This is a genomic window from Streptomyces sp. NPDC001401 (assembly GCF_042895385.1).
Classification (GTDB): Bacteria; Actinomycetota; Actinomycetes; order Streptomycetales; family Streptomycetaceae; genus Streptomyces.
On the sequence record NZ_JBIAWI010000030.1, the window covers coordinates 60,957 to 84,256 of the forward strand.

Annotated in this window: 21 protein-coding genes and 2 pseudogenes; 14 read left to right on the forward strand and 9 right to left on the reverse strand. The window is 70.4% G+C overall.

All coding sequences use genetic code 11. The annotated features are described in order from the left end of the window. Positions 1-6: 6 nt before the first annotated feature. The 3 genes from kdpF to ACFY10_RS51970 form a co-directional block, all read right to left on the reverse strand. On the reverse strand, positions 7-96 hold the full coding sequence (gene kdpF, locus ACFY10_RS51960) for a K(+)-transporting ATPase subunit F (protein WP_016434100.1): 90 nt from the start codon (positions 94-96) through the stop codon (positions 7-9). Continuing rightward, positions 93-281: a hypothetical protein gene (locus ACFY10_RS51965; RefSeq protein ID WP_390672435.1), complete on the reverse strand. Its 189-nt coding sequence runs from the start codon at positions 279-281 to the stop codon at positions 93-95. Before ACFY10_RS51965 ends, kdpF begins: the two co-directional genes overlap by 4 nt. A gap of 71 nt (positions 282-352) precedes the next feature. Beyond that, positions 353-2,194 (reverse strand): APC family permease, encoded by a 1,842-nt coding sequence (locus ACFY10_RS51970; protein WP_390672436.1) that lies wholly within the window; start codon positions 2,192-2,194, stop codon positions 353-355. A gap of 285 nt (positions 2,195-2,479) precedes the next feature. Here ACFY10_RS51970 and ACFY10_RS51975 point away from each other — a divergent pair, with 285 nt between their 5' ends. Then, on the forward strand, positions 2,480-2,833 hold the full coding sequence (locus ACFY10_RS51975) for a hypothetical protein (RefSeq protein ID WP_390672437.1): 354 nt from the start codon (positions 2,480-2,482) through the stop codon (positions 2,831-2,833). A 105-nt stretch (positions 2,834-2,938) separates the two neighbouring features. On the opposite strand, the gene ACFY10_RS51980 is transcribed toward ACFY10_RS51975, so the two are convergent. Both ACFY10_RS51980 and ACFY10_RS51985 read right to left on the reverse strand, forming a co-directional pair. Continuing rightward, the gene (locus ACFY10_RS51980; protein ID WP_390672438.1) at positions 2,939-3,742 is read right to left on the reverse strand and encodes a DUF4118 domain-containing protein; all 804 of its coding nucleotides are present in this window, start codon (positions 3,740-3,742) and stop codon (positions 2,939-2,941) included. Next, the gene (locus ACFY10_RS51985; RefSeq protein ID WP_390672439.1) at positions 3,742-6,237 is read right to left on the reverse strand and encodes an ATP-binding protein; all 2,496 of its coding nucleotides are present in this window, start codon (positions 6,235-6,237) and stop codon (positions 3,742-3,744) included. The genes ACFY10_RS51980 and ACFY10_RS51985 overlap by 1 nt, the downstream gene beginning before the upstream one ends. A gap of 298 nt (positions 6,238-6,535) precedes the next feature. Here ACFY10_RS51985 and ACFY10_RS51990 point away from each other — a divergent pair. After that, a pseudogene (locus ACFY10_RS51990) lies at positions 6,536-6,898 on the forward strand (Na+/H+ antiporter); the annotation flags it as partial. Between the two features lie 138 nt (positions 6,899-7,036). Here the strand turns inward: ACFY10_RS51990 and ACFY10_RS51995 are convergent. Further along, positions 7,037-8,449, reverse strand: coding sequence for a hypothetical protein (locus tag ACFY10_RS51995; RefSeq protein WP_390672440.1), 1,413 nt, complete (start codon positions 8,447-8,449; stop codon positions 7,037-7,039). Positions 8,450-9,079: 630 nt separating this feature from the next. On the opposite strand from ACFY10_RS51995, the gene kdpB reads away from it, so the two are divergent. The 7 genes from kdpB to ACFY10_RS52030 all read left to right on the forward strand — a co-directional run bounded on the left by kdpB (position 9,080) and on the right by ACFY10_RS52030 (position 16,980). Next, positions 9,080-11,233 (forward strand): potassium-transporting ATPase subunit KdpB, encoded by a 2,154-nt coding sequence (gene kdpB, locus ACFY10_RS52000; RefSeq protein WP_390672441.1) that lies wholly within the window; start codon positions 9,080-9,082, stop codon positions 11,231-11,233. Between the two features lie 342 nt (positions 11,234-11,575). Beyond that, a complete protein-coding gene (locus ACFY10_RS52005; protein ID WP_390672442.1) occupies positions 11,576-12,385 on the forward strand; it encodes an SDR family NAD(P)-dependent oxidoreductase in 810 nt (269 codons plus the stop codon). 300 nt (positions 12,386-12,685) lie between these two features. After that, positions 12,686-13,225: a DUF1707 domain-containing protein gene (locus ACFY10_RS52010; protein WP_390672443.1), complete on the forward strand. Its 540-nt coding sequence runs from the start codon at positions 12,686-12,688 to the stop codon at positions 13,223-13,225. Positions 13,226-13,241: 16 nt separating this feature from the next. Further along, a complete protein-coding gene (locus ACFY10_RS52015; RefSeq protein ID WP_390672444.1) occupies positions 13,242-13,454 on the forward strand; it encodes a hypothetical protein in 213 nt (70 codons plus the stop codon). A gap of 257 nt (positions 13,455-13,711) precedes the next feature. Further along, complete coding sequence (locus ACFY10_RS52020) at positions 13,712-15,664, forward strand: amino acid transporter (protein WP_390672445.1); 1,953 nt, start codon at positions 13,712-13,714, stop codon at positions 15,662-15,664. 104 nt (positions 15,665-15,768) lie between these two features. Next, entirely contained in the window at positions 15,769-16,287 is a 519-nt protein-coding gene (locus tag ACFY10_RS52025) for a hypothetical protein (RefSeq protein ID WP_390672446.1), read from the forward strand. Positions 16,288-16,698: 411 nt separating this feature from the next. Then, positions 16,699-16,980 (forward strand): hypothetical protein, encoded by a 282-nt coding sequence (locus ACFY10_RS52030; RefSeq protein WP_390672447.1) that lies wholly within the window; start codon positions 16,699-16,701, stop codon positions 16,978-16,980. 52 nt (positions 16,981-17,032) lie between these two features. On the opposite strand, the gene ACFY10_RS52035 is transcribed toward ACFY10_RS52030, so the two are convergent. Further along, complete coding sequence (locus ACFY10_RS52035; RefSeq protein ID WP_390672448.1) at positions 17,033-17,281, reverse strand: hypothetical protein; 249 nt, start codon at positions 17,279-17,281, stop codon at positions 17,033-17,035. Between the two features lie 852 nt (positions 17,282-18,133). Here ACFY10_RS52035 and ACFY10_RS52040 point away from each other — a divergent pair. Then, positions 18,134-20,104 carry a potassium transporter Kup gene (locus ACFY10_RS52040; RefSeq protein WP_390672449.1) on the forward strand — a complete coding sequence of 657 codons (1,971 nt, stop codon included), beginning with the start codon at positions 18,134-18,136 and terminating at the stop codon, positions 20,102-20,104. Positions 20,105-20,311: 207 nt separating this feature from the next. Here the strand turns inward: ACFY10_RS52040 and ACFY10_RS52045 are convergent, their stop codons facing one another. Further along, positions 20,312-20,977 (reverse strand): class I SAM-dependent methyltransferase, encoded by a 666-nt coding sequence (locus tag ACFY10_RS52045; RefSeq protein WP_390672450.1) that lies wholly within the window; start codon positions 20,975-20,977, stop codon positions 20,312-20,314. Between the two features lie 111 nt (positions 20,978-21,088). Here ACFY10_RS52045 and ACFY10_RS52050 point away from each other — a divergent pair, with 111 nt between their 5' ends. The 3 genes from ACFY10_RS52050 (at position 21,089) to ACFY10_RS52060 (ending at position 22,949) form a co-directional block, all read left to right on the forward strand. Next, positions 21,089-21,424, forward strand: coding sequence for an ArsR/SmtB family transcription factor (locus tag ACFY10_RS52050; RefSeq protein WP_390672451.1), 336 nt, complete (start codon positions 21,089-21,091; stop codon positions 21,422-21,424). Next, positions 21,424-22,143 carry a cation transporter gene (locus tag ACFY10_RS52055; protein WP_390672452.1) on the forward strand — a complete coding sequence of 240 codons (720 nt, stop codon included), beginning with the start codon at positions 21,424-21,426 and terminating at the stop codon, positions 22,141-22,143. The genes ACFY10_RS52050 and ACFY10_RS52055 overlap by 1 nt, the downstream gene beginning before the upstream one ends. Before the next feature lie 77 nt (positions 22,144-22,220). Then, entirely contained in the window at positions 22,221-22,949 is a 729-nt protein-coding gene (locus ACFY10_RS52060) for a hypothetical protein (protein ID WP_390672453.1), read from the forward strand. On the opposite strand, the gene ACFY10_RS52065 is transcribed toward ACFY10_RS52060, so the two are convergent. Then, on the reverse strand, positions 22,939-23,088 hold the full coding sequence (locus ACFY10_RS52065) for a hypothetical protein (RefSeq protein WP_390672454.1): 150 nt from the start codon (positions 23,086-23,088) through the stop codon (positions 22,939-22,941). The two genes, ACFY10_RS52060 and ACFY10_RS52065, sit on opposite strands and share 11 nt — an antisense overlap. A 42-nt stretch (positions 23,089-23,130) precedes the next feature. On the opposite strand from ACFY10_RS52065, the pseudogene ACFY10_RS52070 reads away from it, so the two are divergent. Further along, positions 23,131-23,300: pseudogene (locus ACFY10_RS52070) on the forward strand (DNA-directed RNA polymerase subunit alpha); the annotation flags it as partial.

Below are 23,300 nucleotides of genomic sequence, written 5' to 3' on the forward strand. Positions count from 1 at the left end.
CGTGTCTCAGAACCTCTCCGGGAAGATCAGGGCGAGGACGAGATAGCCCAGCAGGGCGACGGCCACGACGAGGCCGACGATGTTCTCGGCGGTCACAGCTTCGTCACCCCCTTGGCGACGAGGGCCACCAGCGCGAAACCCGCGATGGTGACAACGACGAAGGCCAGATCGGCCATCGCGAACTCCTGGAGTGAGGTTCGATGAACAGGGACGAGTAGAGGAAAGCGCCTCTTTGGCCGGATCGGGTCGTCCGTTGACGGCTCTCTTACGGCGACGCCCACGGCTTTGACGGGACTCTTACGGCCTTGATCCATACCGGCGGGTAGGCAGCTGTGACCTTCGGTGACCCGGCTCACAGCAGCCGGAAGCGGAGCCGGCAGATCACCGCGTCCGTCTCCTGCCGCACGGCGTGCGCGACGACCGCGCCCCGCTGGTTCTGCAGCAGCCGCTGCCACAGCCGCTCCGGCTCGGTCTCCGGGATGAGCACGGTGACGCGCGTGCCCGGCTCGTTGGCGGCCACCTCACGGACGTAGGCGGCGATGGGGCGGCCAAGACTGCGCCGCTCGCAGGTCAGCCGGACCAGCGGCACCCCCGGGTCCCACTCGGCCCAGGACCGCTCGAGGGCGTGCAGCGCGGCCCGGTCCTCGGGGTCCGGGTAGCACACGCTCACCGCGCGGACCTCGTCGCCGAGGGAGGAGGCGGCCGTGAGGGCCTCCGAGGTCAGCCTGGACAGGGTCGAGACAGGCACGATCACCAGCGACCGCTCGCGGTGCGGGGTTTCCGGGATACGGCCGAGGCCGAGCCGCTCGCCGATCCGGCCGTAGGCGCGATGCACGGTCTCGAAGGCGACCACGAGCAGGGGCAGGGCGATCACGATCAGCCAGGCGCCCTCCTCGAACTTCGACGCCGTGACGACGACCGTCGCAACACCGGTGAGCAGCGCACCGAAGCCGTTGAGCAGCGCCTTGCCGCGCCAGCCCCTCCCCCGCTCCAGACGCCAGTGCCGGACCATGCCGACCTGGGCGATGGTGAAGCCGACGAAGACGCCGATCGCGAAGAGCGGTACGAGGGTGTTGGTGTCGCCGCCGGAGAAGACCAGCAGCGCGGCCGAGACGACGGCCAGGGCCAGCACGCCGTGCCGGTGCACCTGGCGGTCGGCCTTCAGGACGAAGACGTGCGGCGCGTAGTTGTCTCGGGCCAGCAGTTTCAGCAGCACCGGCAGCCCGCCGAAGGAGGTGTTCGCGGACAGCGCCAGCAGGATCATCGTCGCGAACTGGATGACGTAGAAAGCCCAGTTGTGGCCGAGCGAGGCGTCCGCCAGCTGGGCGAGGACGGTGACGCCCTCGACCGGCTGGAGGTGGAAGCGGCCGATCAGCACCGACAGGCCGATCAGCATCAGCCCGAGGACGGCACCGAGGGCGACCTCGGCCCGCTGGGCCCGCTTGGCCCGCGGGATCCGGAAGGACGGGACGGCGTTGGCGATGGCCTCCACCCCCGTCAGCGCGGCACAGCCGGAAGCGAAAGCTTTCAGCAGAAGCAGCGCCCCCACGGTCGAGGCGTTGTCGGCGACCACGGAGGCGTGCCCGGCCGCGGTCACCGTGCTCACGGGGTGGGAGCGGAAGAGACCGACGGCTATGAGGACGAAGATCGAGCCGACGAAGACGACCGTCGGCACGATGAACGCCTTGGCGGACTCCACGATCCCACGCAGGTTGACGGCCGTGATCAGGGCGAGCACCGCCAGGCACAGCCACAGCCGGTCGTCGTAGAGGGCCGGGAAGGCGGAGGTCAGCGCGGCCACGCCGGCCGTGACGGCGACGGCGACGTTGAGGACGTAGTCCAGGACCAGGGAGGCCGCCGCCACCAGGCTCGTGCGCGCGCCCAGGTGGGTCTTCGCGACCGCGTAGGAGCCGCCGCCGTCCGGGAAGGCCGCGATGACCTGACGGTACGAGGCGACCAGCACCGCCAGCAGACCCGCGATGGCCAGCGTCACCGGCATCGTGAACCCCAGGCCGTGCCCGCCCGCGGCCGCCAGGACGAGGACGATCGCCTCGGGGCCGTAGGCCACCGACGCCATCGCGTCCAGCGACAGCGCGGCCAGGCCCGTGACGGCGGTCAGCCGGTGGCGTTCGCCGGTATCGGGCGGCTCCTCGCCGGCGGGGACGGCGTTCGGCTCGGTGGTCAGGACGGACATGGATGCGGGCTCCTTCTAGCTTCGGCCGCGCACGAGGGCTGAGGTGTGCGCGGCTGCATCCAGGCTCTGTCCGTTTCCGGCCGCGTCCGACGGTTCCTTGCGGCATCTTCGCGCCCAACCGGCCGACCCTGACGGAACCTTGACGGGTGTGTGACGTGGGCTACTGCCGGGTGCCGCCGCCCTGGGCGGCGTGTCTTGGTCAAGAGGTGGAGAACCGCTGGATATCTGTCAGGGCCACGTCAAGGTGTGCCGATCGGGTTCCTCGACTCCACTACCGTCGACGTCATGGGACGCCGTGGCGACGCGCGCGGAGGACCGCTCGGACGCACACGCGGAGGAGCCGCGTTGTGCTTCGCTCCCGCCGGGCTGCTGTTCGTCGTGCTGTATCCCGACCGGGTGTCCGCGCGCGGGAACTGGCCGGCCTCGCACCGGCTGCTGCGTGAGCAGCGGGTACGGACGGATCCGCTGGTGTCGGTCCGCTGTCTGGACAGCATCTCCCGACGGGGCCTGCTGCGGGACGCGTTCGGTGCCCGCGTCGGGATCGACCCCGAGGTGCTGGTGCGCCGTCCGCAGCCGTGGTGCCGTCTGGACGAGGGCGCACGGAAGCTGCTGCCGACGGGCCTCTGCTGTGCGGTGTGACCGTCCTGCATCAGATCTCCCGCCCTGCGGACCGCGAAACCGCCCGTGCCGTGTTCAAGGCCTCCGGTCTGGAGTGAGTGTCAAGCCTCGGTCTGGCGGGAGCGGTCAGCCCGTCCCGACCGGTCCGGCCGTGTCCAGCGCCGAACCTGTCTGGTCGGCCAGCGTCACCGCCACGAGCCGGGCCTGCAGCGGGGGTACCGGCCCCGGGCCGGGAGTGAGCATGAAGCGGCCGAGGTAGTGCCCGTTGCCGTAGGCACGCAGTTCGATCTCGCCCTCGGGCCAGCCGGCGGTGTCCACGTCCCAGGAACGCCGGCCCACCGTCACGCCGCCGTCGCTGTGCAGCCGGGGCGGCTGCCCCAGGAGGGTGCCGTACTCGAAGCGGCACGCGCGCAGCCCGAGGAGGTCGGTGAGTTCGCGGCGGACGTGGTCGACCACGGTGTCCGCGGAGCCCGCCGACTGCGCCAGGTCGGCCGTCCGGTGGATACGGGCGAGGTGTGCCGCGTCCGCGACCGTGATGACCTCCAAGTGGCGGGCACGGGCCGCCAGTTGGGACACGATCACCCCAACGACCAGCAGGAGCACCGCCGTCTCGATGTCGGCGGACGCGGTGATGTCGAACGTCTCGTACGGCCGGGTCAGGAAGAAGTCGAACCAGGCCGCCGCCGACAGTGCCGCGAGCGCTCCCGCGGTACGGCTGCCCAGCGCGGCCACGGCGACGACCGCCACGACGAGGACGAGCGCGGCGTTCGTGTGCGAGAGCAAGGTACGGAACGGGACGAGTGCGAGGGCCACCAGGAAGGGGCCGGCGAGGCCCGCTGTCAGGGCGAGCCGGTCGCGCAGCGGCCAGGTTCGGTTCGTCGTCCGGGTCCTGTTCTGACGCAGTTTCCACGCGCTGGTCACAGTGCTCATCACGCACCTCCCACGTTCTGCTCCGTCGGTTCGGCACCCACGCTCTTTGCAGCGAGCGGCAGTGACACGACCATCGTGAGACCGCCGCCGGGAGTGTCCTCGGGGGTGAGGGTGCCGTTCATGGCCTCGGTCAGGCCCCGGGCGAGCGCGAGTCCGAGGCCGAGGCCGGTGGTGTTGTCGGTGTCGCCGAGCCGTTGGAAGGGCTCGAAGAGCCGCTCCCGGCCGTCGGCGGGCAGACCGGGCCCGCGGTCGACGACCCGCAACTCCACCCTGCCCGCCAGGGCGCTGGCGGTGATCAGCACCTTCTTCCCGTGTGGTGTGTGGCGGTCGGCGTTGCCGGCCAGGTTGGCGATCACCCGTTCCAGCAGCGGCGGGTCGGCGAGCACCTCCGGGATCTCTTCCATGTCCGCCACGTCCACGGCGGAGACCTCCGTCAGTGCCATGGGCAAGACCTCCTCCAGGGAGGTGGGGCGCAGGTTCAGCGTGAGGGCGCCGGCCTCAAGGCGGCTGAGGTCGAGGAGGTTCTCCACCAGGCGGTTGAGCTTGGCCATGGACTCGTCGGCGGTGGCGAGGAGTTCGTCGCGGTCCTCCGGGGAGAACTCGACGTCCCGGCTGCGCAGTGAGGCGACGGCGGCCCAGCCCGCGGCGAGCGGGGTGCGCAGGTCGTGGCCGACGGCCCGCAGCAGCGCAGTACGCAACCGGTCGGCGGCCTTCACCGGTTCGACCTCGGCGGCGGCTTCGGCGAGCCGGGCCCGCTCGACCGCCGATCCGACGTGCGCGGCGAACGCGGCCAGCACCCGCCGCTCGGACGACGACAGCGTGCGGCCGCGCAGGGCGAGGTAGGCGCCGGGGCCCGCGGGGACGGCCGTCACACCGACCGCGTCGGGAGGCTCCTCCACCAGGTCCGCCGACTCCATGCCGAAGGTCTCCCGTGTCCGCTCCAGCAGCGCCGGAATCGTCGTCTCGCCCCGCACGATGCTGCCGGCCAGGGACGACATGGTCTCCGCCTCGGCCGTCGCGCGAGCGGAACGGCGCGACAGGCGCAGGGAGCGGTCGACGACGACGGCGACCGTGGCGGCCACGACCGCGAAGACCGCCAGGGCCAGCAGCGCGTTCGGGTCGTCCAGCGTGAACTGCCCGATGGGCGGAATGAACCAGTAGTTGAGCAGCAGCGACGCGGTCACCGATGCGATCACGGCCGAGACGACTCCGCCTATGCAGGCCACGCCGACCACGGCGAGCAGGAAAAGCAGCGCCTCGCTGGTCAGGTTCAGCGTGCCCCGCAGCTGGTCGAGGACGATCGTGAGGAGGACCGGCAGCACGAGGCCGGCCACCGGGCCGGCGATCAGCCGGGCCGTCGACAGCGTGCGCCGCCGCGACGGAAGGAGCGTGCCGCGTCCGGCCCGCTCGTGGGTGACCCGGTGCACGTCGATGTCGCCGGACAGCTCGGTCACGGTCTCCCCCGTGCCGGGCCCGGTCAGGAAGCGCGCCAGCCGGCCGCGGCGGCTCGTGCCCAGCACGAGCTGCGTGGCGTTCTCGGCGCGGGCGAACTCCACCAGGGTCGTGGCGACGTCGTCGCCGACCACCGAGTGGTAGCTGCCGCCCAGGTCCTCCACCAGCCGGCGCTGCCGGGCCAGCGAGGCGTGCGAGACCCCGGCGGCGAGGCCGTCGCTGCGGGCCACGTGGACGGCGAGCAGGTCGCCGCCCGCCGACCGGTCGGCGATGCGGGCGGCCCGCCGGATCAGGGTGTCTCCCTCGGGCCCGCCGGTGAGCGCGACGACCACCCGCTCCCGGGTCTCCCACACCCGGCCGATGCCGTGCTGCGAGCGGTACTCCTGCAGCGCCTCGTCGACCCGGTCGGCCGTCCACAGCAGCGCCAGCTGCCGCAGCGCGGTCAGATTGCCCGGCCGGAAGTAGTTGGCGAGGGCCGCGTCGACCTTCTCCGGGGCGTAGATGTTGCCGTGCGCCATCCGGCGCCGCAGTCCCTCGGGCGGCATGTCCACCATCTCGATCTGCCAGGCGCGCCGTACGACCTCGTCCGGGACGGTCTCGTGCTGCGGCATCCCGGTGATCTTCTCGACCACGTCGTTGAGGGACTCCAGGTGCTGGATGTTCAGCGCGGTGATGACGTCGATGCCGGCGTCGAGCAGGGCCTCGATGTCCTGCCAGCGCTTGGGGTTGCGGCCGTCGCCGGGGACGTTGCTGTGCGCGAACTCGTCGACGATCACGACCTGCGGGCGCCGCACGAGGACCGCGGCCAGGTCCATCTCCTCGAACCGCCCGCCCCGGTAGGCGCAGGACAGCCGGGGAACGGTCGCCAGACCGTCGAGCATCGCCTCCGTGTGCGGGCGCCCGTGGCACTCCGCGAACCCCACCACCACGTCCGCCCCGCGCGCGGCGCGGCGGCGCCCCTCGTCGAGCATCCGGTAGGTCTTGCCGACCCCCGGAGCCGCCCCGAGGTAGACCTTCAGTCGTCCGGGCCGTACGTCACTCATCGCCGCCGACGCACTCCGCTCACTGATCCAACTCCCCTGTGCAGAAGGGTTCCTTCTCCCAAGGAAGCGGTTTCGCGGGGCGGTCGGGGCGCTTGTTAGCGGTTCCTTGTCGTCGGCCCCGGGGACCTTGACACGGTCTTGACGTGACCCGGGCCCGACAGGGTGACGCCAGGTGTGCCGGGAAGTCTGGTCGGCCGGGAGCCACGGCGGTTCTCCGAAAGCCCCAGGGGGACGGCATGCGCAGCGTCGGAACAGTTCTCGCCCTCGTGGTCCTCGCCACGGTGGTCGCCGCCCTCGCCCGGTCGTCCGCCGCTCCGGCATCGCCCTGGAGCCCACGCACACCGCGCGCGAGGAGGCCGAGGCCCGCTCGCACCTGGCCCACGCGGGCCTGGCGCGCCTGGAGGAACTGGCGGAACTGGAGGTCGTCCCCGAGGTCGTCCTCGACCGCCTACGCCGTGGCCTGGCGGCCCGCCTGGACGACGCCGACGGTGTGGGCACCGAGTCCGCCGACCGGGTCTACCGGCAGCTCCGTCGGGACCTGATCGTCGTCGAAGCGGCGGAACTACAGCGCCTGTATGACGATCACGCCATCAGTGACATGACGCGGCGGCGGCTTCAGCGGGGGCTGGATCTGGAGGAGGCTCGGTTGACGGACGCGTAGCGCTCCGCGGGGGGGGGCCGTTGTTCGTCTGCGGGTGCGTGGGGGCTGGTCGCGCCCACGCGGCGGCGCCGCATATCCATGCAGCCCGGCGCCCCTAAGGGGAATTGCAGGACCGTCCGCTTTCAAGTACCCGGAGATTCAGCGGAACTCCGCCAGTCGTGGCCGTAGGCCCAGCGCAGCCAGGACCATCGCCGCGCACAGCAGCCCGCCCGCCCACGGAAGCAGGCCGCCCACCTCCGACCGGCCCGCGCTGACGGAGGACGTGAAGTGGGCCCGGTTGATGCCCGCCACCTTGTCCAGCGCGGCCATCCACGCCCCGAAGTGCGCGTTGGACGTGCCCGCCTCCCATCCCATGCAGAACTGCACCGCCTCCTGTTCCTTCCCTGCCGCCAGCAGCGCGCGGATCCTGCGGTCGTCGCGCTGGTAGACGGCGTACGTCTGCACCGTCTTCTCCGCCGCCGCCCGCTCGCCGGGGAACGTGATGTTGTCCAGCTCGCGCCGGAACTCGCCGGTGAAGCGCAGGTCGTGGTGGTCGGACTCGTACGCCTGCCAGCTGGTGGCCAGCTGGGAGTCGTACGTCGAGAGGGTCGCGCCCTTGATGCCGTACAGCTGCTGGGACTTGGCGAGGAACGCGTCCGCGTACTGCCCACGGCGCTGTGGGTCCAGCAGGTAGCGGCTCTCGTCGGCGTTCGCGTCGTAGGCGATGGCTCGGGCACGGGAGAGGGCGACGACGGAATCGAAGGCGTCGTGCCGGGCCACGCGCAACCGGTCGGCGGAGACGGACAGCATCTGCGCGCCGAGGATCACCGCGACCAGCGTGCAGACGGTGGCGGCCAGCGCCCCGGGGTTGAGGATGCGCCGGAAGCGGCGGGCCAGGTACCACTGCAGCACGCCGAGCACGGCCAGCAGCAGCACGCCGAGGGCGAGGACGGCGGCGAGCTGGGTGCCGAGGCCGGAGCGCGCCGAGGAGTACTCGGCGTCGAAGGCGGCGTTGTTCGAGGCCACCAACGTGCGGGCGGCGGGCAGGAGTTGGCTGCGCAGCAGGTCGGTCGCGCGGCGGTAGTCAGCCAGGGCGGCTGCCTTGCCGCCGCGGTGGCCGTCGTTCTCCAGGGCCCGGCCGATCAGCTCCTGGTACTCGGCGAAGCCGTCGGTCAGCGACTCCACCGTCTTCTCGTCGGCCCGGCTGTCCTGCGCGGCGACGGCGAGGGTGCGCAGGTCGTGCCCGATCTCGCGCCGGGCGTCGCCGTAGAAGCCGACGGCCTTCTCGTACGGCGTCTGCAGGCGGCCCCGGCCCGCGTCGCCGTTGGAGAGCAGGATGTTGGCGGCCTGGGCGTCCATGTCGTTCAGGGCCAGGTCGAGATCGGCCGCGCTGGTGGTGCGGGGCGCGTCGCGCTCGGCCACGCTGCTCCAGGTGCCCAGGGTGGTGAGCCCGGCCACCAGCAGCAGCACGGCGAGTGTGCCGGCGAGCAGGACCGTGGCCGCGCGCAGAAGGCGCAGCCGCGCGGGCACGGATGCCCAGTAGCGGCGGCGCAGAGCGGCCCGCGCGGCCATGGCCTGCTGCCTCGGGCCGTGCCCCGGACCGCCCGTCCGCGACGCCCCTCGCCGCCGCGGTCCGGGGCCGCCCCCGTTCGGGGTGACCGCCGGCTGCGGCGCCTGCGCGCCGGCCTCCGGTTGAGGTCTGTGCGATGTACCGGCCGTGATGGTCACGGTCCCTCCCACGTCACGCCACGGACGGTTGCCCGTCCCCCCGTTGTCGCTCAGTCTGCGACGGGATCCAGCCATGGACGGACTGCGTTGACGCCCTTCTGACGGCACGCCAGGCTTGTTTGACGGAACCTTGACGGCGCTCGCGCCGGACCCGTATGAAAGCCGCAAATTCCGCGCTGAGCAGGGTTGTTCGACCGCCCGTCACGGATAGGTTCGTCTAGTCCGCCGCCGAGGCCGGGACGTCCACGGCCTCACCGACTCCGGAGTCCCCAATCCGAACGCGGCTCGCGGCGGCCCGGTGCCTGTCCGGAAGGCAGGCACCAGCGCGTGGCGTCCCGTCGTCTTCCCGCGCCGACGTCCCGCACACCGTGCGGTGCCGGGGCCCCGGCACCGCACGGCCTCGCGCTCTGACCCGTCCACCGACCAGTCCGTCGGCATGCCCCGACGCATGCCACGCCGAACAACGAAGGTGTCATGCATCCCGCCGCGCCCGAGCAGGCTCCGCCGTCCCGCCCCCAGCGCAACTCAGGCCCCGCACCGGGCGGAGGAGCCCGGCGCCGCGCCCCGAGCGGCGCCTTCGAACCCGCCCAGCTCGTCAGCTCCTTCCCCGAGGCCCTGCGCAAACTGCACCCGAGGGCCCTGGTCAAGAACCCCGTGCTCTTCGTGGTGTCCGTGGGAGCCGCGCTGACCACCCTGTCCGCGCTGTTGCACCCGGCCGTGTTCACCTGGGTCATCAGCGTCTGGCTGTGGCTGACGGTCGTCTTCGCCAACCTCGCCGAGGCCGTCGCGGAGGGCCGGGGCAAGGCGCAGGCCGAGTCGCTGCGCAGGGCCCGTACCGACACGGTGGCGCTGCGGCTGCTGGACTGGCGGTGGGGCACGAACCTGCGCAGTGCCCGAACGGAGGCCGTCGCCGCCACCGCCCTCAAGCCGCTCGACGTCGTGCTGGTCGAGGCCGGCGAGATGATCCCGGCGGACGGCGACGTCGTCGACGGCGTGGCGGCCGTGGACGAGTCGGCGGTCACCGGTGAATCGGCGCCGGTGATCCGGGAGTCGGGTGGCGACCGCAGCGGTGTGACGGGCGGTACGACGGTCCTGTCCGACCGGGTCGTGGTGCGCGTGAGCGCACGTCCCGGGCACAGCTTCCTGGACCGCATGATCGCCCTGGTCGAGGGCGCGAACCGGCAGAAGACCCCGAACGAGATCGCCCTGAACATCCTGCTGGCCTCGCTCACGATCATCTTCCTGCTGGTCGTGGTCACGCTTCAGCCGATGGCCGAGTACGCGAACGCCGCCCAGTCGACGACCGTCCTGGTCGCCCTGCTCGTCACCCTCATCCCGACCACCATCGGCGCCCTGCTGTCCGCGATCGGCATCGCCGGCATGGACCGGCTCGTGCAGCGCAACGTGCTGGCCATGTCCGGCCGGGCGGTCGAGGCGGCCGGCGACGTCGGCACCCTGCTGCTCGACAAGACCGGCACCATCACCCTCGGCAACCGCGAGGCCGCCGCGTTCGTCCCGCTGCCCGGCATCGACGAGCACCGGCTCGCGGACGCGGCGCAGCTCTCCTCCCTGGCCGACGAGACACCCGAGGGCCGCTCCGTCGTCGTACTGGCGAAGGAGAAGTACGGCCTACGGGCGCCCGCCGAGGGCGAGTTGGCGAACGCACGGTGGGTCGCCTTCAGCGCGCAGACCCGGATGAGCGGCGTCGACCTGCACTGGGACAACGGAGCGCGCTGCGCGATCCGCAAGGGCGCCGCCCAGCAGGTGATCGAATGGGTGCAGATGTACGGCGGCCAAGTACCGCCCGAGGCACGCCACTTCGCCGACTCGGTGGCAGCTTCCGGCGGTACACCGTTGTTGGTGGCCGTGCACGACTGGGACGGCCCCAGGGTGCTCGGCCTGATCCACCTCAAGGACGTGGTCAAGGACGGCATCCGCGAACGCTTCACGGAACTGCGCCGCATGGGCATCCGCACCGTGATGATCACCGGCGACAACCCGCTCACCGCCCGTGCCATCGCCCAAGAGGCAGGCATGGACGACTACTTGGCCGAGGCGACTCCCGAAGACAAGCTCGCACTGATCAGGCGGGAGCAGGAGGGCGGGAAGCTCGTCGCGATGACCGGCGACGGCACGAACGATGCCCCGGCCCTGGCGCAGGCGGACGTCGGCGTGGCGATGAACACCGGTACGTCGGCCGCCAAGGAGGCCGGCAACATGGTCGACCTCGACTCCAACCCGACGAAGCTGATCGAGATCGTCGAGATCGGCAAGCAACTCCTCATCACCCGGGGCGCGTTGACGACGTTCTCCATCACGAATGACGTGGCGAAGTACTTCGCGATCATCCCGGCGATGTTCGCGGGTTCGTACCCGGGGCTGGAGTCCCTGAACATCATGGGCCTGCACAGCCCGACCTCCGCCATCACCTCGGCGATCATCTTCAACGCCCTGATCATCGTGGCGCTGATCCCGCTCGCGCTGCGCGGTGTGCGCTACACACCCTCCTCCGCCCACGACCTGCTGCGCCGCAACCTGCTCGTCTACGGCCTCGGCGGCCTGGTGTTGCCCTTCGTGGGCATCAAGCTGATCGACCTGCTGGTCTCGGGGGTGCCCGGCCTTGGCTGAGCCGCGCCCCCTGCTTCTTCACCTCGACCGTCAAAAACACGTATGCGCACGTCAGAAGGGCATCAGAGAACGGCAGCCAGGCTTGCCCCCGCTCTGCGGCTCGGCTTCCATGGATGACGTGAACAGCGCCTGGCTCCTTTTCGACCGGCCGCCGAGTCCCACTCGGCTGCCCCGTCGTGCGCCGCGCTGTGCGGAAATGCCCGCGTCCGTGTCCCACTGACGCGTTCCGCATCCCCCGGGGCGCCGTGACTCCTGTCCGGCGCCCCGCTCCCTCTTTGTACCCGCACGCCCGCCGCCCCTCGTCGGGGCCTCGTTCGCGTGCCGTCAACCCCGGATTGGATCATGTCCTACTCCACGCTTTCGTCCCGTACCGTCCTCGTCACCGGCGCCACTTCCGGCATCGGCTACGAGACCGCCCGGCAGCTCGCCGAGCGCGGCGCCACCGTGCTGCTGCACGGCCGTACCGCCGAGGAGGCCCGCGCCGCCGCCGACGCCCTCGTCGCCACGGCGGGCGTCGCAGGGGACCAACTCTGCACGTACGCGGCCGACTTCGCGCGCCTCGACGAGGTCGAGACCCTCGCCCGCAGGGTCGTCGCGGAACACCCGCACCTGGACGTGCTCGTGAACAACGCCGGCATGGCCGCCCCGGAGCGGCACACCGTCACCGCCGACGGCAACGAGATCGCCTTCCAGGTCAACTTCCTCGCGCACTACCTGCTGACCTGCCGGCTGGAGCCGGCACTCACGAGCGACCCGGGCGGCCGGGTCGTCAACGTCTCGTCGGCCCTGCACCGCACGGCGTCCATCCAGTGGTCCGACCCGAACCGCGCCCGCCGCTACTCCCGGATCGCCGCATACGCCCAGTCGCAGCTGGCGCTCACGGTGTTCGCCGCCGATCCGCGCGTCACCGCGGTCTCCGTGCACCCGGGGGTGTGTGACACGGCACTGCTCCCGCTGTACGCCCACGAGGGCATTTCGCCCACTGAGGGCGCGGCGAACGTGGTCCGGCTGTGCGACCCGGCCGTCGAGATCGTCAACGGCGCCTACTACGACCGCGACACGCGCGTCGAACCGGCCCCGGCCGCAACGGAGGACCGCACCGTGAAGCGCCTGAACAAGCTGGCGGACCTGCTGGTCGGCTGCAGCGCTTGAAGGCCCTTCACCGGAAGAGGAGTTGACGTACGTGTCGAAGCGCGCCCGGAAGAAGAAGGCCCGCCGCAAGAAGAAGGCCAACCACGGCCACAAGGCCGGCCAGAGCTGATCGAACGCCATGCGCCGCAGGGGCGGGCGATGAGGAACAGCGAACCCTCGGTCGCCCGCCCCACTGAGTAGTGCCTTCCGAGTGGCGTCATGGCCAGTCATTGACGGCGGCGATCTGCACGGTGGCCTTGTAGCGGACAGCGAGTTTGTCGTGCCTGGTGGCCACTGCGCTGTGCCGCTAACGTGGCTGGCATGTCGAATGATCTGCCGGATCTGCGGGCATCGCACGAGGATCGCGACCGGGTCGTGGATGCGCTACGTATCGCCGCCGGTGACGGCCGACTCGACGCCGAGGAACTCGACATGCGGCTGGAGAGCGCGCTGTCAGCCCGGACGCTCGGCGAGTTGGCCCAGCTCACCGCCGACCTGCCGATCGTGCCCGCAGCCCAGGGGAAAGACGTACTCGTGGTCGAGCAACACGGCGGCAAGTACGTACGGGAGGGGCTCTGGTCTGTACCCGCGCGCATCGAACTTCGCACGCAACTGTGCCGAGTCACCTTCGACTTCAGCCACGCGGTGATCACCTCGGACGTCCTGCGCATCGAGACGGACATGGTGCACGGCAAGCTGTTCTTCGTCGGCTCGCGGGACATCGTGATCGACACCGACGGGCTCGGCCTCACCTACTCCAAGGTCAAGCTCCGCTCCAAGAACTCCGCTGCCGATCCCCGTCTGCGCATCGAGCTCGTCGGAACGCTCCTGCACGCGAAGGTCATCGAGCGGCGGCGGTGACACAGCTCCGCCGGATATGAGAAGGCCGCCACCTCCTACCGCCTCCGGCCTCATCGCCCGCGCCGGCCTGGTCGCCCACCTCGTCGAACAGCCGGCCGTCGCCTCCGACGCGGCGCGCTTCCGCCTGCAGGCCATGGCCGACCACAGCGACGACGACGTCGACACCGCGATCGACATCCTCGACACCTGCATACACATGGCCCGGCGAGCCACCGCCTCAACCGCCTGAGCCCTGACGCACACCGGACAGCCGGGCGGAACCCTCTTGAGGGGTTCCGCCCGGCTCTCGGGTAGAGGCGACTTCCCGGCGGTGCATGCAGACGCGCAGAGCCTCCGGATCAGCCACACACCCGGCCGCCCTTAACGGAGTCTTGACGCCCTCGGAGCGCTCGCCCGTGGGCCGAGGCGTCACTCTCTGCTTACGCTGGTGCCGCCGTCCGCGTGATGGCCGGATCCCCACGCTGAGCCGCACCCAGGAGCACGCCGATGGTCACTGCCGAACGCCCACCGCCTCGTCTGCGTGAGTGGATGCTGGAGGGCCTTTCCGACATGGGCAAGACCGGCGGCCACACCGGACCCCATGCCGAACCGGAGCCCCCGCACAAGGGCCAACGCTGGTGGCGTGTGATGTGCCTGACCGGCGTCGACTACTTCTCCACCCTCGGCTACCAGCCCGGTATCGCGGCCCTCGCGGCCGGTCTGCTGTCGCCGATCGCGACCATCGTGCTCGTCATAGTCACCCTGGCCGGCGCCCTGCCGGTCTACCGACGAGTGGCCGAGGAAAGCCCGCACGGCGAGGGCTCCATCTCCATGCTGGAGCGGCTGCTGTCCTTCTGGCAGGGCAAGTTGTTCGTCCTGACCCTGCTGGGCTTCGCGGCCACCGACTTCCTGATCACCATCACCTTGTCGGCCGCAGACGCCTCCACCCACCTGGTGGAGAACCCACACCTGACCAGCACCCTGCACGGCCACCAGATGCTGATCACGCTCATCCTCGTCGCCCTGCTCGGCGCAGTGTTCCTCAAGGGCTTCCTGGAGGCGATCGGCGTCGCGGTCGCGCTGGTGGCCATCTACCTCACCCTGAACGTCGTAGTGGTCGTCGTCGGACTGTGGCACGTCGTCACCGCGGGCCACGTGGTCACCGACTGGTCGAGCGCCCTGACCGCCGAGCACGGCAACATCTTCGCGATGATCGGCGTCTCCCTGATCGTGTTCCCCAAACTCGCGCTCGGCCTCTCCGGCTTCGAGACCGGCGTCGCGGTCATGCCGCACGTCCAGGGCGACACGGACGACACGGAAGAGAGCCCCAAGGGGCGGATCCGGGACACCAAGAAGCTGCTGACCGCCGCCGCGGTCATCATGAGCGGCTTCCTGATCACGACCAGCTTCATCACCACGCTCCTGATCCCGGAGAAGGACTTCGAGCCGGGCGGCCAGGCCAACGGTCGCGCGCTGGCGTTCCTGGCCCACGACTACCTGGGCAACGCCTTCGGCACGGTCTACGACATCTCGACCATCGCGATCCTGTGGTTCGCCGGCGCCTCCGCCATGGCAGGCCTGCTCAACCTGATGCCCCGCTATCTGCCCCGCTACGGCATGGCCCCGCACTGGGCCCGCGCCGTCCGCCCGATGGTCATCGTCTTCACCCTGATCGGCTTCCTGGTCACCTGGATCTTCGACGCGGACGTGGACGCACAGGGCGGCGCCTACGCCACCGGCGTACTCGTCCTGATCAGCTCCGCCGCGATCGCCGTGACCATCGCCGCTCACAAGGCGGGCCAACGGAACTGGACCATCGCCTTCGCCGTCATCTCGGCGGTGTTCCTCTACACGACGGTCCTCAACGTCATCGAACGTCCCGACGGCGTCAAGATCGGCGCCTGCTTCATCGCCGGCATCATCCTCGTCTCCCTGCTGTCCCGGCTGGCCCGGGCCTTCGAGCTGCGCGTGACCAGCGTGACGCTCGACGACATGGCGGAACGATTCGTCCGGGACATCGCCAGCCGCAAGATCCGTTTCATCGCCAACGAGCCCGACCGGCGCGACAAGGCCGAGTACCGGGACAAGATCGAACAGATCCGCAACGACAACGACCTGCCCGAGCAGGAGGACTTCGTCTTCGTCGAGGTGACGGTCACCGACCCCTCCGAGTTCGAGGCCGGCCTGACGGTGCGCGGGGAGGTACTGCACAACCGCTACCGGATCCTCACCCTGGAGTCCTCCTCCATCCCGAACGGACTGGCCGCCCTCCTCCTCCACGTCCGCGACACGACGGGCCGCATCCCGCACATCTACTTCGAGTGGACCGAGGGCGGACCGTTCGCCAACTTCCTGCGTTTCTTCCTCTTCGGCCAGGGCGAGGTCGCCCCGGTCACCCGCGAGGTCCTGCGCGAAGCGGAGCCGGACCGCGCACGCCGCCCGCGTGTGCACACCGGCTGAGGCTCCGGCGCCCGCGTCAGGATCCCGTCAAGATTCGCCCGTACGACGCTAGGGCCCCGTTAGCGGCGCCCCCCGGCCCCGCGCAGGCGCCTAGCGTCAGCGGCATGCGACGGAGCGGACCGGCGGGCTCGGCCGGCGACCGCCACTGGCGTGGCAGCGCCCGGCTCGCGGTGAGCTGCGCCCTGGTGTTCTGCGCCATGAGCCTCCTGGTCGACTGGGACGCGGGAAGCCTGACTCCCCTCCGCACCCTGCTCTGGTCCACGTTGTCGGCCACCGTGTTCGCCATCCTGCTGCCGCCCCGGGTGAGCGCGGGCTCCGGCTGGCTGGCGGTCCGCACCCTCTGGCGCCGGCGCACCGTCCGCACGGACGCGCTGACGACCGTATGGCAGTACGACGCCGTCTCGTCCCACCTGATCCTCCGGGACACCTTCGGCAACCAGCTGAAACTCGACTCCCGGGTCCTCACGGCCAACCCCATGCTCTGGCACGAACTCGACACGGGCGTCCGCCGCTCCCTGGAGCGTGGCACGCTGCGCCACGGTGCGGACGTCCTTTACCGGTTGGGCCATCGCATCGACGACGAGACGGTGCAGGCGGTGCTTCGGGCATCGGGACTTTCCTGACCGCCGAGAACTGCGCGCATTCATACGGGCGTTGCCCATCACGGTCAGTCGTCCTCGGGGTGTGCGGGCGAGTGCCCCGCCGCGATCAACCGGTGCACGATGGCCACAGGGAGTCGCCCGTCGGCGGCGATGACGTGCTCGGGTATGCCGATCGATAGTCGTTTTCCGCACTATTTCTCGGTAGGTGCCGCCTGAGCCGATTCTCGGCTCACCGGCTTCTAATACTGCAATCACAGTCAGTCCCCTCCCCACCCGCCACGCCCCAGCCTCCGAGGAAGTCAGGCAGGGCGCGGCGTTGCTGTTCCTCGCGTGCCATCTGTTCGGCGAGGACGTCGCGGTCGACGTACGGGGCGAGGGCGGCGAGGACCAGGCGCTGGAGTTCGTCGGGTTCGAGGGCTTCGACTGCACGGGGTGGTCGATGTCGAAGCAAGGAGACGGTGGCCCAAGCCCGATCCCGACAGCGGTGTTGAGGATGCGACCCTGCTCATCTTGGAATGGCTCGGCGAGCAGGGTGTGGGGGCCATGATCCGGATCGACGCGGAGCGCCTGCGGGAAGGCCTGCCGGCGTGGAGTTCTGCCGCCAGCGGTGGTCCGTTGTCCAGTGGACTGCGGGCTGACGGGGCCTCGGTCGCCGAATGTAGGGGCAGGGCACTGCTTCGACTGCGCGAGGCCGGGCTGGCCGTTCCGTTCTGAAGATCACTGGATCGAAACCAGCTTCTTCATCCAGTGATCGGCAACGGATTCGTCACACCGGCGCCTGCACGCAGGCCGCGTAGTGGTCGTTCGGCGCGCCGGCGCCGAGGCAGTGGAGGTCGACGAGAGGTGTGCCGTTCGAGACGATCAGGCCCTGCTGAGGGGCGTTGACGGTGACCGTGGATGACGAGAAGCCGTCTCCGCCGGTGACGACCGTGTTCGTGTCGGCGGAGGCAACTCCTGCACTACCGCAGAAAGCACTGAGGGCGATTGCCGTGATAACCGCGAACTTTCTGGACAACTTGGTTCCTTTCTGAATTCACGCATGTGCACGCTTGCATCCCAGGCGTGGCCGTGCTCGTTCACCTTCCACCGGGGTCTTCCAGGAGCAAATACAGGTGCGCTTCCCGGGTCCGGTCTCCTTCACGATGGCTGGTCTGCGGTGTGAGCGCACGAGGAACACCGCCAACGAGTGAACCCGGCGACTCGCGGTGAAGCCCGCGACGAACCAGCGGCCTGCAGCACCGGTCCGGTCTGCGGACGACGTCGACGCAGGACTGGGAGCCGAAGCCGCGGACCACGAGCACCGGGATGCCGAACGGCGCAAGCCAGTCGGTGAGCAGCTGGCGCAGGGTGTCCTTCTCCGCTGCGACGTACAGGGCGTGCTCCCGGCCCTCGGTGCGGTCCAGCGGAACCAGTCCGGGGCCTCGCCAAGAGCTCCTGACGGGAAGCGCGTCAGCTCCACGACCCAACCGGCCGTGTCACTTTCGTGGATGTCGTTTCGAAGTGAATTCAGGAGTCACTGAGGGTGCGTTGGCATGATCAACGTCGATGAGAAGGCTGTCACCGGGCTGCGCCCCTCGGCGGCGAAGGCATTCCGCTTCTCCGCTGCCAGGCTTACGAGCTTCCTTGCCTCGGCGGCCGGCGACAGCAACCGCCGCTTGTCGGCGTCGAGTTCACGAGTCAGCCTGGGCGGCCGCCGCCGACCGAGGGCATGTGATACGCATCGGCGGCCCCAGCGCCTACCGCATCAACCTGGCTCACCGCGCCACCGAAGGCCGCGCCCACCGGCGCAGGCCGCCCCCTCGATCGGTATCGTCCGCCCCAGTGCCCCAGATCTGCAGTTCAGCGGCCCATACGGAGGAGGAGCACCATGGCCGATCACCGACAGGGAACCGCGACGGACGACAGATCCGCTTCGGAGGCACCGGAGGCTCCTCGGGCAAGCGCGCACGACTCGGTGCGCCTCGCGGTGGTCATCGGGGCTCTCGGCGTCGTCTTCGGCGACATCGGGACCAGCCCGATCTACACCCTCCAGACGGTGTTCAACCCGAGCGACCCGCACCCCGTCCCGGTCACCACCGACAACGTGTACGGGGTGGTGTCACTGGTGTTCTGGTCAGTGATGATCATCGTCACGGTCACCTACGTACTGCTGGCGATGCGCGCCGACAACGACGGTGAGGGCGGCATCATGGCACTCATCACCCTGCTGCGACGGTGGAGTTCACAGCGTGGGCGCCGGGCCGCGGTCGTCCTGGCCGCGCTGGGCATCTTCGGTGCATCGTTGTTCTTCGGTGACAGCATGATCACCCCGGCGATCTCCGTGCTGTCCGCAGTCGAGGGGCTCAAGGTCGTAGAGCCGTCGCTGGACGAAGCGGTCGTGCCCATCACGGCGGTCATCATCGTGCTGCTGTTCCTGGTGCAGCGCAGAGGAACCGCAGCCGTGGGCCGGGTGTTCGGGCCAGTCATGATCGCCTGGTTCGTGGCGATCGGCGCATGCGGCGTCGCCGGCATCAGCGACCGCCCGGCCATCCTCAGGGCGCTGTCACCGACGTACGCGCTGGCCTTCCTGTTCGGCCATTGGGGCACCGCCTTCTTCGCCCTGGCCGCGATCGTGCTCGCGGTCACCGGCGCCGAGGCGCTCTACGCCGACATGGGGCACTTCGGCCGCCGGGCGATCACCCGCGCCTGGCTGTTCCTCGTCCTCCCCGCGTGCGTACTGAGCTACTTCGGCCAGGGCGCGCTGATCCTCGACGATCCGGACAACATCAGCAGCCCGTTCTTCCTGCTGGTGCCCGACTGGGGGCGGTGGCCGATGATCCTGCTGGCCACGGCGGCCACGGTGATCGCCTCCCAGGCGGTGATCACCGGCGCGTACTCGGTCACCTCCCAGGCCGCCCAGCTCGGCTACCTGCCGAGGCTGCGGATCGCGCACACCTCCGAATCCACCATCGGCCAGATCTACGTCCCCTGGATCAACTGGCTGCTGATGGTGTCGGTCCTCACCCTGGTCTTCGCCTTCCGCACCTCCGCGGCGCTGGCCTTCGCGTTCGGCATGGCGGTCACCGGCACCATCACGATCACCACCCTGCTGTTCTTCTATGTCGCCCGCGCGAAGTGGGGCACGCCCAAGTGGCTCATCGCCATCGGCGCGACCGTACTGCTCTTCGTGGACCTGCTGTTCGTGGCGGCCAACCTGACCAAGCTCGTCCACGGCGCGTGGCTGCCCCTGCTGATCGGCCTCACCGTGTTCACCGTCATGACGACCTGGCAGCGCGGCCGCGAAGTCGTCACTGCGGAACGAGCACGCGAGGAAGGCCCGCTGCCCGAGTTCATCGACCAGCTCCGCACCGGGGAGATGTCGACGCTCACCGTCCCCGGCACAGCCGTCTTCCTCAACCGGGACAAGGAGACCGCGCCCCTGGCCATGCGGGCCAACGTCGAGCACAACCACGTGCGGCACGAGCAGGTCGTGATCCTGTCCATCGCGACCGAGCCGGTGCCCCGTGTCCCGGCCGAGCAGCGGATCGTCGTCGACGACCTCGGGTACGCCGACGACGGGATCATCCACGTCACCGCCCGGTTCGGCTACATGGAGACACCGGACGTGCCCGGCACACTGGCCCTGCTCGACCCGGCCGACACCGAAGGGCCGCTGCAGCTCGACGAGGCGTCCTACTTCCTGTCGAAGATCGAGCTACGGCGAGGGAAGGCACCGACGATGGCGCCCTGGCGCAAGCGGCTGTTCGTCGCCACCTCCTACATCACGGCCGACGCCGCCGAGTACTTCAGCCTGCCCCGCGACCGCACGGTCATCATGGGCTCGCACATCGAGGTGTAGACGCGCGCCGGAAGCTGAGGGACGCGTACGCCTCGGACGGTGCCCGCACCCGCATCTTCCTGGGTCGGCAGTGGGGGTGTTCGGCGTGCGAGGACGGTCAGTTGCGGCGCTGCATCCGGCGGCAGCGGCCTCGCGTTCGGCGGTAAGCCTGTACCCGGGTACCGGATGCAACCCCCGCTGTTCGGGCAGGCCCCTTGGTTTCGGCGGTCACCGGGGCAGGGTCTGCGTGATCCGCCACAGTCGGCGAGGCAGCTCGCCTTCCTCGAAGGCGTGGACCTCTTTCAGGGTCCAGCCGTCGGCAAGGGTGTCGACGAGGGAGCGGTCGAAGAAGTGCACGGCGAAGCCGCCGTGCTCGTAGATGTGGTCGCCGTGGGCGGTGCCGGTGCCGTAGTGGGCGTCGCCGGTGTGGCGGACGGTGTAGACGAAGGCGCCGCCGGGCCGCAGCACGCGGCCGACTTCGTCGACAAGGGCGTGGATCTCCTTGGTGGACAGGGCCATGCACAGCAGCATGTGCGCGAACACCGCGTCCGCCGAGGCGTCCGGCATGGGGAGCGGGTCGCGCACGTCGTGCACGACGGTGGTCACGCGACCGGCCACCCCCTGCCGCCGGGCGGCGGCCCGCAGCTGGTCGAGGCCGGTGGCGGAGAAGTCGGTGGCCTGGACGGTGAAGCCCTCGCGGGCGAAGTAGAGGGCGTCGCGGCCGTGGCCGGCGCCGAGCTCTACGACGTTGCCGGCTCCGGCGGCACGGAAGACGCCGGCGGCGTGGACGGCAGCGGCTGACGGCTCCTGCCCGTACATGCCGGGGTGGGCGGAGTAGGTGCGCTGCCAGTGCGCCCGCTGCGCTTCGGCCAGGTCCTGCCCGTCGTCCGTCACGAACTCATCCTCTCCGAGAGGTGGGTCGAGTCCAAGGGTGGATCGAGCGGCCCCATGGCCGCAGAATAGTCCACCGATTCCTGAATTCAGGGTTCCCTGTACTGTCATGGCGTGCTGAGTATCGCCTCCGACATCGACGTGCTGGCCCGCTTCGGCCGTGCGCTCGCCGATCCCATCCGCTGCCGGATCCTGCTCGCCCTGCGCCAGGCCCCGGCCTACCCGGCCGAGCTCGCCGACCAGCTCGGCATCTCCCGCACCCGGCTGTCCAACCACCTGGCCTGTCTGCGTGACTGCGGCCTGGTCGTCACCACGCCCGACGGCCGCCGCGCCCGCTACGACCTCGCCGACGAACGCCTCGGCCACGCCCTCGACGACCTGCGGGCGGCGGTGGTCGCGGTGGAGGCCGACAAGACCTGCGCCGATGCGGATACGAAGGGCTGCTGCTGATGGCCGCGATATCCCTGGGGCCCTCCCCGGCTCGCCGCGAGGTGCTCGCCCGCCGGATACGGCTGCTGGTCGCCGCGACGATCACCTACAACGTCGTCGAGGCCGTCGCCGCCTTGACCGCGGGCACGATCGCCTCGTCCACCGCGCTGATCGGCTTCGGCCTGGACTCCGTCATCGAGGTCTCCTCCGCCGCCGCGGTCGCCTGGCAGTTCTCCGCTCGCGACCACGCCGTCCGGGAGGCTCGGGAGCACAGGACGCTGAGGATCATCTCCGTCTCGTTCTTCGCGCTCGCCGTGTACGTGACCGTCGACGCCGTCCGCGCGCTGACCGGCACCGGCGAGGCAGACCGTTCCCTGCCGGGCATCGTGCTCGCCGCCGTCTCCCTGGCGGTGATGCCGTTCCTGTCTGCCGCCCAGCGGCGCGCCGGACGGGAGCTCGGCTCCGCCTCCGCCGTCGCCGATTCCAAGCAGACCCTGCTGTGCACCTACCTCTCGGCCGTGCTCCTGGTCGGCCTGGTCCTCAACGCCACCCTCGGCTGGTCCTGGGCCGACCCCGTCGCTGCTCTCGCCATCGCCGCCATCGCCGTCAAGGAAGGCCGCGACGCCTGGCAGGGCAAGGGCTGCTGCGCCCCCACGGCCGGCCCGGCGCAAGCCGCGAGCACCCGGGCTGATGCCGCCCCGGAGGGGTGCGGCTGCCGGCCCGGCGCCTGCTGCTCATGAACATCTCGTTGCAGGCCGCCCCCACCGCCGCCCAAGCGAGCTGATACTGACCTGGTGATCGGCAGGAGGTGGCGACGGTGGACTGGAAATCGGCGGGAGGGCCGGCTGTCGGCCTGCTGATCGCCACGGTGACCGTGACCGCTCCGGTCGGCGTGTCCGGGGCCGTGTTCTTCCTCCCCGCCCAGTTGAGCGTCCTCGGCGTGCCCAACTCGGCCATCACCCCGACAAACCTGCTGTTCAACGCCGTTGCCGGACCCGGTGCCCTGTGGCGCTACCGCCACGACGGCGCCCTGCGCGGCGACCTCCCTCGGCGCCCGGTCCTGGGCACCCTGCCACCCTGCTGCCGCTCGGCCTGTGGCTGTGCCTGCGCTCCCTCGCCCCGGCACACCACCGCCCGCCGCCCCAAGGCGAGTTGCCCCCATGCACACTCGCCGGCCTCGCCCTCGCGGTCGGAGTGGGGGTATGCGGTGTCGGTCAGCCCCATGTCGAACAGCGGCAGCTGCACCACCCGCGGCGGCAGATGCATCCTGACCTGCATCGCGGGATTGCCGCGTCCGATCTGTTCGTCGGTCACCCCGAACGGGGCCAGTGCTTCCAGGGTGCGTGGCTGGATGGCCAACGCGCGCGACTCACGGACCCGGTCGACAGAGCGGAATCTCCCCGCTGGAGTCGGCCACGGACGTCACGCCGGCCGCTACCACGAGCGGTTCGCCGACCATGCCGTCTCGGTCGCCCGTCGCTTGGTCCACCTGGTCACGGGCGCGCACGCGGACGAACTGGCTGCCGGCCAGCCCGTTACTGCGTGATCAGCGACAGGATGGAGGCGGGTTCCGGCGGTGGTCGGTGCACCCGCCATTGCGCGGCCTGCGCGACACGGATCCGCTCCGGCAGTTCCTCGCGCGACACCGTATCGCCCGTTCCGCCCGTACCCTTCATTGTGTCCACGGCGTCACATAGCGGGCGCCAAACCACTGGAGGCAACACCTCGTGCTGATCGCTCAGCGTCCGTCACTGACCGAAGAGGTCGTCGACGAGTTCCGCTCCCGGTTCGTGATCGAGCCACTGGAGCCGGGCTTCGGCTACACCCTCGGCAACTCCCTTCGCCGTACGCTCCTCTCCTCGATCCCGGGTGCGGCGGTCACGTCCATCCGCATCGA